Source organism: Citrifermentans bremense, assembly GCF_014218275.1.
GTDB lineage: Bacteria > Desulfobacterota > Desulfuromonadia > Geobacterales > Geobacteraceae > Geomonas > Geomonas pelophila.
The window spans coordinates 2,180,475-2,193,144 of record NZ_AP023213.1 but is presented as its reverse complement, the minus strand read 5'-3'; the positions used below and the strand labels follow the sequence as shown (position 1 = coordinate 2,193,144).

The window sequence follows — 12,670 nt, the reverse complement described above, 5'->3', positions numbered from 1 at the left end:
CTAATCGTACACCTCTCCCTGTCTGAGAGGGATGGAATCAACTATCCGCCCCTACGTCCAGCAACGGAAACGGCACATCGCTGTGCCCCTTCACTTCTTCACGCGGAAGGCCCGGTAGGCGTCCATGTGACTGCGGTATTTGACGAGACTCACCTCGCTGTTCAACCAGGCGTAGATGATCGCGTTGCTCTCCTTGTCCCACTTGAAGAAAAGGCGATGGTGCTGGTCCAGCTTGGCCCGCCTCCACTGCTGGTAGAGGTGTCCCGGCGCCTCCCCCTGGTAGTAGCTCGGGTGCTGGGGGTGAGCGGGTATCTCGGACTTGATGGTCTTGTAGATGCGCGCCAAAAGCCTGGCCTGGGGCGACTTCCGGTAATTGTCGGGATCCCTTTCACGCTCCTTCGCCACGGCGGCTACCAGTTCGTCAAGAACCTGCTGAAAAGCCGCGTGAAAGCGGATGTGGGATTCCTCGTTCAACATCGATCAGACCTCCACGCCTGCCACCAGTTCCTCGATCAGTTCTATCTGCTTGGGGTCAGGGACCTTGATGGTGTCGGCGCTTGCCCCCAGTTCCCTGTCCATGTAGTCGTACAGTTCGTACATCGTCTCGTTTTCGACGGAGAAGGAAAATACGTCGAAGATGCGCGGGTGGCAGGCAACACTGTCGAGCTTCGCAGATATCAGGTCCTCGTAGTAAGTCGCGACCAGGTTCTCCGGCAGCAGGAAGCGGTAATGAATGAAACAGCAGGAGTCTACCAGGGGAATCAGCTCGTAGCGGTGCTTCAGGATGATCGCGTCACTCTCGCAGAGGGCGTCCCCAACGGCGGCGATGACCAGCTTCAGGTCCTGCTCCAGGAGCTCGTGCTTGACGAGGCTTTCGTTCAGCATCTCGCAATGCCCCTGGTCCGGGTGCCGCACCCCTTCGTGGCTTTGCTGCCATTGAGCCAAAAGCCTTTTCTGAAGCGATAACCTTCCGGTCAGGGGTGCAATGCGCAGTGCCGCGTTCAAAAGCTTAGGGTCCTGGGGGGCGAGGTCTAGGGCGAGCAGCGTGTACTTCGCGCATTCGTTCCATAGGCAGGCCTTTTCCAGGGACAGGGCGTAGTACATAAGGGACAGGCACGACACGGAAAGCTCGATCGCCTTCTTGTGTTCGGCATGCATGGAGGAGAGGTCGTGCTCCAGGCAGGCCACCAGCCCCAATAGCGCGTGCGCGGAGACGGGGTCGCTTTTCATCAGGGAGCCGGCGGCCTTCTTGTACTTGGCAAGCAGGATCCCCTGGGTCACGTCCCTGCGTGTAAAAAGGGAGAGCTCGGTCCAAAGCTTCAGGAAATCGGGTTTTTTCTTCCAGAACATGGCCAACTCAGAGAAGCTCGGTCTGGCAGTACTTACACACCGCTTCACGCCACTTGACGAACTCCCTGCATTTCGGGCACTGACGGTAATGTCCGTGGACCGCCCGCAAGGGTTTCTGGAAAAGGGTCACCATCAATGTGGGGGGGAAAACGAAGTTGAGCAGGAACCAGGTGAAGGGGTTGCGCCCCTTGGACCAGGCGATCCAGGCGCCGATCAGCCCCGGGAGCAGGAAGAAAACAGCTATGAAGATCCACCCGCGAATGTCGTCCGTCATGCATCCTCCGTAAGTGCCGCTACGTCCTCGGCTCGGTCCTGGTGATGGTGCTGCGCAGGTTCAGCCCGAGCAGGTCCGATGCCTCGCGCATGAGGCTGCGGTAACGCTCGCTGAAATGTGCTATCGCTTCTTCCCTGTTTTCCTCGGCATCGAACGGCAACTGGGTGCGCACCAGCACGATCAGGATCTCCTCCAGCGCGTCGCTTTTCTTTCTAAGCTCTGTTATCTCAGTAAGCGCCTCTGCCAGAAGATCATTTCCGGCGGCACCAGCTTCTATGGAGCTCTTAAGCTTTTGTGTTATATCGGACATAGCATGCTCCTCCTTGAGGGGTGAATGGTAACAGCGGCTATTAATTGAGTCAACAATCATCGCCCTGTGACTGGGAAATTGATTTCAGTTCACTTCTTGTTGCCAAATGAAGACAAAGGAACTATGCTCTGTCCCCTGCAGTCATCACTAAAACCAAGAGGACCCATACATGAACAGGTTCGCCGCATTGCTCATCGGTTCCGCCCTCACCTCCCTGATCGCCAGCCACGGCTTTGCCGCCGATGCCCAACCGGAAGCTGCCCGGCCGGTAGACGCAGCCGCAGCACCCGCGACGCCTGCCGAACCTGCGGCGGCTTCCGCTCCCGCAACCCCGGCGCCCCCCGCCGCGCAGCCTGCAGCCAAAGACGAGAAAGCTGCCCAAGTTGTCTCTGCCGGGAAAGAGGTCAAGATCGGCTTCATCAGCATGAGCAAGGTTGCCGCGGAAACGACGGAGGGGAAGGCAGCCACCTCCCAGTTGAGCGCGCGCTCCGGCAAGCTGCGCGAAAAGATCGAGGCCAAGCAGAAGCAGCTTGAGAAGCATAAAGCCGCCATAGAGTCCAAGCTTCCCACCATGTCCCCCAAGGAACGCCAGCTGAAGGCTTCCGAATTCCAGAAAAAGGTCGAAGATCTCCAGAAGATGATACGGGCAAGCGAGCTGGAAATGTCGAAAATGCAGGACAAACTGACCGCCGAGATTTACGCCAAGATTAAGGAGGCAGCTACCGCTTACGCCAAGGCCAATGGATTTGCCGTTGTGGCCGAGGAAAAGGCGGTGCTTTACGTGACCGAAGAACTGAAGCCGAAGGATCTCTCCGAGGAGATCATAAAGTACATGGACAGCAAGCAGGCGAAATAATATCCCTCCAGCATATGCTGCACCTGAACAGGGGCCTCAAGGCCCCTGTTCTTTTTTCTCCCCCAGTTTTCTCCCCCCAGTTACCCACTGATCCCCGCCAGGTCCCCGGTCTGCTGCGACCGCAAAAGCTCCATGCATAAAATCAGGCAGGATAAAGGAAATTTAATCCTGCATGGTACAATGGGAAAATATTTTTTTCGGGGAGCTAAATCCAGTTTCAGTCTCGGGGGCGGAAATGGAAGTCAGACGCGGCATCACAGCATTCGGGCTGGCCCTGGCGCTGCTATTGCCAGTGCCGCAGGCGCAGGCAACACTGGGAGAAAGGGCCGACTCCATTGCGAAAGACAGCAAGGCCCTTTCCACGGCTACCTGCAAAACGGTGCAACGTGACAGGTACGCAATGCAGGAAATGACCTCGGAAACAACGGCAGTCAGGGAGTTCCTGACGCCGGAAGGGGTCGTCTTCGCAGTCGCTTGGAACGGGCTGGTTCATCCTGATCTCAGCCAGTTGCTCGGCTCCTACGATCAGGAGTATCGGACGGCGCTCTCCAAGCAACAGCGCAAAAGGGGGCACCGGCAGACGCAGGTGAGAGCGAACAGGGTCGTGGTCGAGACCTGGGGGCATATGCGAAATCTACAGGGGAGGGCCTACCTGCCGGGACTGGTCCCTCAAGGAGTGAACCTCGATGAGATCCATTAACCTACTGGCGATTTGGACCCTCTTGCTGTCGTTCATCATCATGCCCGGCTGCGGCGGTGGAGGCGGCGGCGCTCCGGCGCAGCCTCCGACACTGACTTCACTTGCCGTCACGCCGGCCAACTCCTCGCAGGATATCGGCTCTTCCATTCATTTCACCGCCACGGCGACCTTTTCCAACGGTACGACACAGAACGTTACCACTCTGGCCACCTGGACCTCCTCCGCCCCTGCTGTCGCCACGGTGAGCGACGCCAACGGGGCCAAGGGGACGGTGACCGCTGTCGCAGCGGGAAGTTCGCTCATCACTGCCTCTTTCGGAGGCCTTACCGGCTCCACGACGGTTACCGCCTCCCCGTCCGGCACCCCGGCCAACGTGATGGCGGTCTCGGTCAACGGCGGGCTATGCTCGGCGGGGAGCTACCTGAACAAGCCATGCGTTAGCGTAACCGTGTGCAACCCCGACCTCTCCGTCTGTCAGACTGTGAACGACGTGCTGCTCGACACCGGGAGCTACGGATTGCGGGTATTCCGGCAGGCGATCTCGAACCTGGCCCTTCCTGCCGTGGCAAGCGGCGCAGGTTCGTTGACCAGCTGCGTCCAGTTTGCCGACGGAAGCTCCCTGTGGGGGCCGGTGGCGACCGCAGCGGTGAAACTTGGCAACGAGCCCCCGATACCGATCCCGATCCAGGTCATCGATTCGAGTTTCGGCTCCCTACCCCTACCCTGCGCCAATGCCGACCCAACGCCGGTCTCCTCAGGTTTCTCCGGTATCCTGGGCGTCGGCGTTCTCACCGAGGACTGCGGCCCGGGGTGCGTGGTTAGCGCGAACAACGGGGTCTATTACCGCTGCACCGGCACCACCTGCGTCGGAACCACAGTCCCCCTGGCAGACCAGGTGCAGAACCCGGTAGCCCGCCTGCCGGTGGACAACAACGGCCTGATCGTGCAGTTGCCGTCGGTTCCGTTAGGTGTCGGGGCACCGTCCGTCGACGGCTCGGTGATCTTCGGCGTCGGCACACGCTCCAACAACACTCCGAGCCAGCCGGCCGTCTTCCCGACCGACGCAAACGGCGACACCAGGACCATATTCAACGGCGTCAACACGATCGGCTTCTTCGATACCGGCTCCAACGGCCTGTTCTTCCCGAACGCGGACCCCGCGGTGCTCCCTGTCTGTGCGTCACCGAACCAGGAGTGGTACTGCCCGCCCGCCACCCGCGCCCTGTTCGCGACCAACGTAGGCATAGGCGGCACCCCGACCAACACGGTGGGGTTCAACATCTCCAACTTCCTCACCCTGACCGGTTCCCCCAACAACGTCTTCCGCGACATCGGAGGCCCCTCCACCTTCGGCTTCGACTGGGGCTTGCCGTTCTTCCTGGGACGCAGCGTCTATTTTGGGATCGAGCAGAAGAACTCCACCATCGGCACCGGCCCCTACATGGCGTACTGATCGAACCATCCCTTCATCGCCCCACCCGCACCTTGCCGCCTGCAGCGGGGCAAGGTGCTTTTGTTTCGTCGGAGGCCATCCTTTCGTTAGAAGGGTTCCTGTGGTAGATTCATGGGAGCGAAATTCGGTATCTAATGGAAGCGGACTTTGGGCCGGAACCGCGTACGGGAGGGGATATCTTGATTAAATCTTTGCTGCTGTTCCTCGTTTTATCGATGCCAACCCTGCTCCCTGTGACAGCGCCTTGCGCCGAAACGGCAGCCGCAAAGACAGTGGAAAGCGGGGACAAGGCTGGCTCCGTACCGCCTTCCACTACACGCGGCTTCACGGTCACCACGAAACACGCCACCCGCGTCGACGGCAAGGAGATCAGATACCTCGCCACCGCCGGTGAACTCCCGGTCTTAAACGACGCCGGCGAGACCGAGGCGCAGATCTTCTACGTCTCCTACAGCGCCGAAAAGCCAGAGCCCGGTCGCCCCTTGCTCTTCGTTTTCAACGGCGGGCCGGGGGCGGCCTCGGTGTGGCTGCACCTGGGGGCCATGGGGCCGCGGCGGGTGCAGATGCTCCCTGACGGCAACATGCCTTCCCCCCCCTTCCGGCTGATCGACAACGAGCAGGGGTGGCTCGACCTGGCAGATCTCGTCTTCGTCGACCCCGTCGGCACCGGCTACAGCCGGGCAGCGAAGCCGGAGCTTGCCAAAAAATTCACCGCCGTCCAGGGCGACATCGACTCCCTGACCCGGTTCATCAGGCTCTACCTCGGCAAGACCGAGCGTTGGGGCAGCCCCCTTTTCCTGGCCGGCGAGAGCTACGGGAGCTTCCGCTGCGCGGCACTTTCCGAATCCCTTCTGGAGCACGGCATCGCCTTGAACGGCGTGTTGCTGATATCCTCCATCCTCAACCTGCAGACGGTCTCCTTCGACTTCGGAAACGACCTGCCCTACCCCCTATTCCTCCCCAGCTACACGGCAACCGCATGGTATCACAAGAAACTTCCGACCGAGCTGCAAGGGGACCTGGAACAGACGCTGTCAGCTGCCGAGAGATGGGCCTCCACCGAATACCTGGCGGCGCTCAATCAGGGGGACCGGCTGGATCCGGTGGCACGCCGCGCGGTGGCGGAAAAGCTCGCCCTCTTCACAGGGCTCAGTGCAGCCTTCGTGGAAAACCGCAACCTGCGCGTCGAAAGCCGGGACTTCGCGACCGAGCTCTTGCGGGGCGACGGCAAGATCACCGGCGTAATGGATACCCGCTTCAGCGCCCCGAACACGGAACCCGCCAAGGGGTTCCCCTTCGACCCGACGGTGAGCACCATACGCTCGCCCTTCACCGCCACGGTGAACCTCTATCTTCGGGACGAGCTGAAGTACCAAAGCGACCAGGAATACTTCGTCCTGGGCGGAGGCATCGGGCGCTGGGACTGGGAAGCTAAGAACAGCTATGCCGACACCAGCGAGAACCTCCGTAACGCCATGTCGAAGAACCCCTACCTCGGCGTGTTCATCGCCTCCGGGTTGTTCGACATGGCGACCCCGCATTCCGCCACCGACTACACAGTGGCGCACCTGGGCATAATGCAAGAGTTGAAGAAGAACATCACCGTGCGCCGGTACCGCTCGGGGCACATGATGTACCTGGAAAAGGAATCGCTTGCCCAGCTGAAAAAGGATGCGGCCGACTTCATTGGCGCCGCGGCGAGGAGAAGTACTGCCGTCAGGTAGCTTTTTTCATTGCCAGAGGTCCTCTGGTTTGGGCACCTCGATCCGGTCCTGCTCTTCCTGGGGAAGGGTGGAGAAGAACTCAAGGCCCGTAAGCCTTTCCACTTCGCGCACCGGGACCAGGTATTTCGGCATGTCCCGGGTGTCGAGCCGCCGGTTGGGCATGATCACCGCAATTGCCTCATGCCTTGCCGGATCTAGGACCACCTTGAATAGAGCGTCCGGGACCGCCACCTTGTTGCGACCGATGGTCTTCACGTCCCCTTCCCGGTAGATCGGCCCGCTGTAGATGTACAGTTCCCCGCGTTTCTCCACCCACTGGCGCGCCTTCTTTTCCAGCACGGCCCAGATGCCGCGATTCATCCCTTCACCGGCCTGCGGGACCATGTTCGAGAGGTAAAAGCTCTCCGACATGGCTGCTGCATCCCACGCCATGTCTGCGGCAGGTGCCATGTGAAATACCCGGTGGAGGAATATACTCTTCGGCTTTTGTGTTTTGTGTTCTTCTCTTTGGGACTTCGGTTAGTCAACAGCCCCCCCCGGGAATGCCGGGTATCAGCACAGCCAAAATTGCAGTGACGAAAGAGGGAGGGAACAGGCGGTCGCCGACTTCATTGCAAATACTGCCGTCAGCCTCCACGACGAGTCCCTGTTGGGCGAGTCGGGTTTCATCGATGCCTTTAGCCAGCGCTGCTCGGAATCTCTGCGGCAGTTGCTGGCCAGGAGAATTTTGCTTTATCCCAGCTTCTTCGGACGTTGTCGAGAGTGAAACTCCAACGTGGAGATTCTTGAAAGCAGCGTGCAGGTTATCATTAACAATCTTCAGCCGTCGTCCTTCCTCAATTGCCATTCGGAGAGTAGCGCGAACGCTAGGATCGGAAACTAGGTCGAGAGCTTGTTCAACCCTAGACTTGCTGGCTGCAATGTAGCGTGTTGAGCCGTTCACTGCATTGGCGTAAGCCGTTATTATCTCGCGGAAGTACGCACCTTGGGCGTTACGCATGCTTTGCGTTTTCGGCCCGCCTATGGATTCAAGGCGACGCCCAATCTCGGCAATGGAGTAGTCCCTGCCGCCCTCGTTACGGATTGAGTCAAGGACCTCCCATAGACGATCAAGATTGTCCACCTTCGAAGGTCGGTTAGCCGCATCCCTATAAAGCCGGTAAAGTTGCCTAGCATCCTTCACAACATCGGGAGCTGTGGTTGTGGGTATGACTTTGGTCACCTATGAAACTACCTCCAGTAGTTGCTGTTTCGATAAAGTAGTTTGCAGGGTTCTAGGCACCAGATTGTCAAGCTGAGAAACGAATTGCTTATCTAAGCCGAGATCGCAGAGAGAGATATCTCCATCAATCAGCGCGTGTACTGAATCCTTTTCAATTCGTGCGTACAAGAACTGCCCCATTGCATTGGCAATCTTTAGAGCGTCATCATCATTTAGCAGCGAAAACCGCGGTTCAAGCCCGTTAGCCCGTAACATCCGATCAAAGAACCTTGCCCGCTCCAGATTAGCCAGTTGCCAATTTATGTTGAGCCCATCGTAAAAAGTGGCTCCCATGCAAATTCGTTGAACCTGTTCAAATTCGTGGGATTCCGACAGGACTGCCTCTACATGGTCGAGCCCTCCCGCCGCAACCAAAACCAGCTCGTCACTTTTCGATTGCTGGGAAGTAATACGGATAGATAGTTCCGTAAGCGAGTAGGCCGCTTGCAGGCTAAGAGCGATAGCGTCTACCTCGGCAGTTGCAGCCTCGAAGGCTGTTTCCGCAACCTCCAAATCCCGCTGACGATGAAATGGCTCGCCAGAGTCCAAAGCTGCGGCGTATTCGTCCGAAATAGTATCGAAGAGGTCCTGTGCCTTTTCGAATGCGTAAGACCTCTTCTTCAGTCGATAAGATAGGTCGTTCACGTGGGCTTCAAGGCCAAGAAGGAACGCCGGCCCAGTGATAAAGAACCGGCAACGGACGCAGTTTGTTGCCCCTCCAGGGACGGGTTGGTACCGTGAAGTACCATTGGTGGGGTCATTGAATACAAGGCCTTCATGGCAACGGCGAGTCGATACAGGACAAATGCCGTGGTCCATCACCACCATGCCGGAGCCAGTGCTGGTATACAGCGCATCGAGCCCGGCCGGGTTCCGGTAGGCGGCGAAGCTATCAAGCTCCTTACGACTTGCCTTTTGGAGGAAACCTGCCATCTCGATCTGCGCCTTCCTTTGCCGTTCAAGAAGGGCCTCGTTCATTCGCAGGCTAAGCGTCTCAATATTGATTTTAGTGTAATAGAGCGTCATCAGCACCGTTGCATGACCAACTATCTTCATCAGATATTCCGGCGGGACCCCCTCTTCGTACATAGCAGTTATGAGGGTCACTCGCAGGGTGTGAAGGTCAAAAACGGCAGAAGACGCACGTCCTCCTTTGTTATTTCTCGACAAAATTAGTTTTATCGGCTCTCCATTGGGCATTTTTTCACCGGCCCTTGCTAATCGCACCTCCAATTCCTCTAGGAGCTTGAACCACATCCGTCGGATCCGGACGTCGCTTACTGGCAGATCAGGACGATGCCGATGGCAAGGGTCACGGAATAAGAAGAAGTTTTCACCCAACTTAGTAAGGTCTTCCTCGTGTTTCATATCCTTCATCTCAGGGATTTCTGACCATGGTGTAGCACCGTTAACGGGATTAAAACGTTCCTGCCAATCGCGCATCGCGGCGAATATCTGAAGGGCGTCAGGTTTCTCCCAAGGCATGACGTAGCCCTTGACCATGCTATCGATGTCAGCAGTCTTATTGGTGTTAAAATAGAAGATAGCTCCCTCTGATCCGTCCTTTCTGAGGTATTTACGAAAAATGCCCCGCTGAACAATCTTGGGACTCGCGGGTTTATGTGGCCCCTCATTGGTGACCCATCGGCCATCCGAGTGATAACGCCAAGTGTCACCTTCACCGCTGTCAATACACCTTACCTGGAACGTTCGGGCAGGGAGAAGCAACTTTATCATTAGGGCATAAGTGCGGACAGGACTCCACACAGTTTCATAATTTCCGGTTTCCGGGTTGCGGCTGCGGAAACTGTCGTGGTGTCTGTCGACATTGCGCGCCCATGCAAAATCGTTTTCAGTTAGAATCCCCATCGCTTGCCGAATGAGCCGCATAGGCATGGTTTCACGATGGGTTTCTCCCTTGTTGACATTTCTGTATGCTTGGCGAGGGATAGGAACGGCGAAACCAGGCTTGAGAACCGGTATGTCAAGATCGGTCGACAGTGTACATGTCTTAAACAGCGTCTCGTTGAGGAATTCATGCAGAACTGACATAGTTTTCCTGCCCTCATTACCAGGTGCATTAAAGAGAACCTTGGGCCTATCATAGATGTTGAAATAAGCTGATGGGTCCCTTGAAATGTCTTCGTTTTCCATAATATGTTGAAGGAAAACATTCATAACCGACTTTCGCTTCTTCCAATTTGCCGGTTTGGTAGCAATATGTTCTTTGGCGAGCCTAACCCATTGCTCCATATCTGGAGCCTGTTTTAACAGCCAGTTGAAGTCATCATCGCGTGCGAGGTGTCCCATTTTATCTTTAAAAAAACCAAAATCATCTGGTATCCAAGTTAATCTCTGTTCTTTGTAATCCTCTCGCAAGCACTGCAGCACTGCATTTATGCCTGGACCACGGAGTTTTCCCCGCACTGTGTCTTTGCTTAATTTGAAAGTTTGAGGTGTTATATCCCCAATTTCAGTGATACCTGCGCGGCTAAGAGAGGTGTCCAGGATAAACCGGAAATTACTTGCGTCATCACCTACACCTCTTGCAACGTAGTTGCGGACTCGTGCAAGCCATTCCCGCTGAGGGCCAATAAAACCTAAATTGTTAACTTGTATGCTGTTCCTCTGAGTAAACGGCACTTGCTCGTGTGTCGGCCAAGCCACTGCGCCAACAGACCATAGCGCTAACATCAATTCGATGACAAAATTTTGTTTCTGCTGGATGCTTGTAGTCGAAAATTTGTGTAGGTACTCGGTCAAGAGGACCCGGTCCAAGGCCTTCGATAATCCCAGAGGCGTATTTTCATTGCCTAGAGCAACAATGGCTTTTCGCAAAGGGGGAGGTGGGCGATGTACAAGCTTTCGTGCACATACGTGGTTCTCCCAGATTGCCACCACACGGCGGACTTCCTCTTGCGAAAACTCAGGGGAAATTAGGTAGCGGTCAGGTTTCTGATTCACATAAATCGTCCGCCCTGTAAGACAACTTTTAATGGCGATGAAATCGTCGATTTGGGTAATCGTAGAGGTCATTAAGTGCAGCCCTTTATGAAAGATGGTAATGATGCAATGTCAGTAGCGGCCCCGACGACAGCAGCAACCTGGGCCACTCCGAGTTGTCGATAAAAATCCTGGCTTTTGGCGTTTAGATGATGCATCGCGACTTGCCCTTCCTTTTCTCCAAGCCCCAGGTCGTTAAGCCACTGGCCGTAGCGGTGTCGAAGCCCATGGGTCGTTGTCCCTGCATGTTTGGACGGGAACAATCCTATTCGTTGAACCGCAGCATTGAATGAATCGTTAAAGCCTTCAGTTCCAAGAGGTTGCCCGTCTCTGGTAAGGAAGGCCCACGGCATTTGAAGTGTCACTGGACGGATGTGGTGTAGGTACATCCGCCACAATTCAAGGAACAGACGCCCTGCCCCACGGTCGATCCAAAATACCTGGAACGCATTACGCTCCCTATGAGTGAGCAATGCTCCTTTCCATCCAGCATGTCGCCGACCGGTTTCTTGAGTCAGCGGTATGCGGCCTCCACAGTGACGTTGCAGAAAATCAGAACGCGTGGTCTTACGTTTGGTGCCCGTGAGTGGATCGGTAAAATTCACAATACCCGTTTCAGGTTCGTGAATCAGTACCAGAGCTACATCAGGATCGTCTGGGTCCACAAAGACATCATCAACCCATAAGTGCATCGGCTCACTTTCGCGACAGCCGCCGTAGAGACAGAGTAGCGTTATAAGGATGTCTCTGAGGTTAAATTTTTGCCAGGGCGGAGTATAGGCATGATTTCCTGGTCTTGCGAACCCTTGCCACAATAAAGCGTCGATATATTTAATAGGGAACGCTTTGGCCTCAGCAAGATGTTTGTTCCGTTGACGGGGTACAATACGGGTGGGGGTCCTTTCAATTTCTACACCGTGACGGCGGCGTTTTATATGCCCCAGCAGAGATGTTGCTTTGCGTTTATTCCAGTACCGCCAGAACACTATCTGATCAGAATATGAAGCATTTTGTCGAATTGGGCTAATAGCTATTGTCCCCTGCCGTTTACTGAGCCAATCGCTAAATTCGAAAAGGCAGCGGGTAAGCCGTCTCAGATTGCTGTCACTTGTAGGCCGCCAATTAAGACCATACTTGTCGATGCCTTGACGATAGGTACCAAAGCGTAAATCGTGGAGGAAAGCCGTGTAAAGTAGGTACCGCTGGTCTTGGCTATAGAACTCCTCTGCACGCACCGATAGCCATTCGATGAATCGGCCTACAGCCTGAACATAGCTCCTTTCGGCCACCAACGATGCACACCTTTCTCTGAAGAAGGCCAGCAGCGCTTCCAAGGGTTCAATGCCCACGAGTAGCAAAACCGTAGGGCGTCCTGCACGGATGGTGTCGCGGACAATGACTGATTCAGTATAAATTTGCATTCCAGGCGCTCTGCTTATTTAAATTTTCGCTTTGCATTGGTAATTGCGATTAGCTGAACTCTGATGGCCTTTTTATCTGATATATTTATAGTAGATATAACGGTTTCCGGTAGGTGTTTTAATATAGGCATCACAACTTGTGTTAGTCCAAACGCTCAAAAGCTTAATATGATTCGCGTTAGTGTCAATGAAAAAAAGTAGAAGACATGGTTTTTTCTGAACTAAATAATTTGATATTATCGTTTAGTGATATTATAATAACAAAAATGATATTTAGAAATAATTGTTATTTATCACCGACCAATTATTTCTTTCATA

General features: G+C 55.4%; 12 protein-coding genes. 4 read left to right on the top strand and 8 right to left on the bottom strand.

All coding sequences use genetic code 11. From position 1 onward, the window contains the following. Positions 1 to 90: 90 nt before the first annotated feature. Genes GEOBRER4_RS09750 through GEOBRER4_RS09735 form a run of 4 tightly spaced genes read right to left on the bottom strand, consistent with a single transcriptional unit; the run spans position 91 to position 1,934 of the window. On the bottom strand, positions 91 to 477 hold the full coding sequence (locus GEOBRER4_RS09750) for a type II toxin-antitoxin system YhaV family toxin (RefSeq protein ID WP_185245236.1): 387 nt from the start codon (positions 475 to 477) through the stop codon (positions 91 to 93). A gap of 3 nt (positions 478 to 480) precedes the next feature. Next, on the bottom strand, positions 481 to 1,350 hold the full coding sequence (locus GEOBRER4_RS09745; protein WP_185245235.1) for a hypothetical protein: 870 nt from the start codon (positions 1,348 to 1,350) through the stop codon (positions 481 to 483). Positions 1,351 to 1,357: 7 nt separating this feature from the next. After that, complete coding sequence (locus GEOBRER4_RS09740) at positions 1,358 to 1,624, bottom strand: hypothetical protein (RefSeq protein WP_185245234.1); 267 nt, start codon at positions 1,622 to 1,624, stop codon at positions 1,358 to 1,360. 19 nt (positions 1,625 to 1,643) lie between these two features. After that, positions 1,644 to 1,934 carry a hypothetical protein gene (locus GEOBRER4_RS09735; protein ID WP_085812787.1) on the bottom strand — a complete coding sequence of 97 codons (291 nt, stop codon included), beginning with the start codon at positions 1,932 to 1,934 and terminating at the stop codon, positions 1,644 to 1,646. A gap of 169 nt (positions 1,935 to 2,103) precedes the next feature. Here GEOBRER4_RS09735 and GEOBRER4_RS09730 point away from each other — a divergent pair, with 169 nt between their 5' ends. The 4 genes from GEOBRER4_RS09730 to GEOBRER4_RS09715 all read left to right on the top strand — a co-directional run bounded on the left by GEOBRER4_RS09730 (position 2,104) and on the right by GEOBRER4_RS09715 (position 6,667). Further along, positions 2,104 to 2,790, top strand: coding sequence for an OmpH family outer membrane protein (locus GEOBRER4_RS09730; RefSeq protein ID WP_185245233.1), 687 nt, complete (start codon positions 2,104 to 2,106; stop codon positions 2,788 to 2,790). Positions 2,791 to 3,025: 235 nt separating this feature from the next. Next, a complete protein-coding gene (locus tag GEOBRER4_RS09725) occupies positions 3,026 to 3,490 on the top strand; it encodes a DUF2844 domain-containing protein (protein ID WP_185245232.1) in 465 nt (154 codons plus the stop codon). Beyond that, positions 3,477 to 4,943, top strand: a complete 1,467-nt coding sequence (locus GEOBRER4_RS09720) for a DUF3443 family protein (protein WP_185245231.1) — start codon at positions 3,477 to 3,479, stop codon at positions 4,941 to 4,943. Before GEOBRER4_RS09725 ends, GEOBRER4_RS09720 begins: the two co-directional genes overlap by 14 nt. 179 nt (positions 4,944 to 5,122) lie before the next feature. Beyond that, on the top strand, positions 5,123 to 6,667 hold the full coding sequence (locus tag GEOBRER4_RS09715; RefSeq protein WP_185245230.1) for a S10 family peptidase: 1,545 nt from the start codon (positions 5,123 to 5,125) through the stop codon (positions 6,665 to 6,667). A 6-nt stretch (positions 6,668 to 6,673) separates the two neighbouring features. Here the strand turns inward: GEOBRER4_RS09715 and GEOBRER4_RS09710 are convergent, their stop codons facing one another. The 4 genes from GEOBRER4_RS09710 to gmtY all read right to left on the bottom strand — a co-directional run bounded on the left by GEOBRER4_RS09710 (position 6,674) and on the right by gmtY (position 12,352). After that, complete coding sequence (locus GEOBRER4_RS09710) at positions 6,674 to 7,117, bottom strand: DNA/RNA non-specific endonuclease (protein ID WP_226377933.1); 444 nt, start codon at positions 7,115 to 7,117, stop codon at positions 6,674 to 6,676. Positions 7,118 to 7,190: 73 nt separating this feature from the next. Beyond that, positions 7,191 to 7,889 carry a gamma-mobile-trio protein GmtX gene (gmtX, locus tag GEOBRER4_RS09705; protein WP_197971405.1) on the bottom strand — a complete coding sequence of 233 codons (699 nt, stop codon included), beginning with the start codon at positions 7,887 to 7,889 and terminating at the stop codon, positions 7,191 to 7,193. Beyond that, a complete protein-coding gene (gene gmtZ, locus GEOBRER4_RS09700; RefSeq protein ID WP_185245229.1) occupies positions 7,890 to 10,964 on the bottom strand; it encodes a gamma-mobile-trio integrase GmtZ in 3,075 nt (1,024 codons plus the stop codon). Continuing rightward, entirely contained in the window at positions 10,964 to 12,352 is a 1,389-nt protein-coding gene (gene gmtY / locus GEOBRER4_RS09695; RefSeq protein WP_185245228.1) for a gamma-mobile-trio recombinase GmtY, read from the bottom strand. Before gmtY ends, gmtZ begins: the two co-directional genes overlap by 1 nt. Positions 12,353 to 12,670: the final 318 nt, after the last annotated feature.

What these genes read in the sequence shown, in the direction of transcription:
- GEOBRER4_RS09750 (WP_185245236.1), bottom strand. Translation starts at nt 477, where the DNA reads ATGTTGAACGAGGAATCCCACATCCGCTTTCACGCGGCTTTTCAGCAG.
- GEOBRER4_RS09745 (WP_185245235.1), bottom strand. Translation starts at nt 1,350, where the DNA reads ATGTTCTGGAAGAAAAAACCCGATTTCCTGAAGCTTTGGACCGAGCTC.
- GEOBRER4_RS09740 (WP_185245234.1), bottom strand. Translation starts at nt 1,624, where the DNA reads ATGACGGACGACATTCGCGGGTGGATCTTCATAGCTGTTTTCTTCCTG.
- GEOBRER4_RS09735 (WP_085812787.1), bottom strand. Translation starts at nt 1,934, where the DNA reads ATGTCCGATATAACACAAAAGCTTAAGAGCTCCATAGAAGCTGGTGCC.
- GEOBRER4_RS09730 (WP_185245233.1), top strand. Translation starts at nt 2,104, where the DNA reads ATGAACAGGTTCGCCGCATTGCTCATCGGTTCCGCCCTCACCTCCCTG.
- GEOBRER4_RS09725 (WP_185245232.1), top strand. Translation starts at nt 3,026, where the DNA reads ATGGAAGTCAGACGCGGCATCACAGCATTCGGGCTGGCCCTGGCGCTG.
- GEOBRER4_RS09720 (WP_185245231.1), top strand. Translation starts at nt 3,477, where the DNA reads ATGAGATCCATTAACCTACTGGCGATTTGGACCCTCTTGCTGTCGTTC.
- GEOBRER4_RS09710 (WP_226377933.1), bottom strand. Translation starts at nt 7,117, where the DNA reads ATGGCACCTGCCGCAGACATGGCGTGGGATGCAGCAGCCATGTCGGAG.
- gmtZ (WP_185245229.1), bottom strand. Translation starts at nt 10,964, where the DNA reads ATGACCTCTACGATTACCCAAATCGACGATTTCATCGCCATTAAAAGT.
- gmtY (WP_185245228.1), bottom strand. Translation starts at nt 12,352, where the DNA reads ATGCAAATTTATACTGAATCAGTCATTGTCCGCGACACCATCCGTGCA.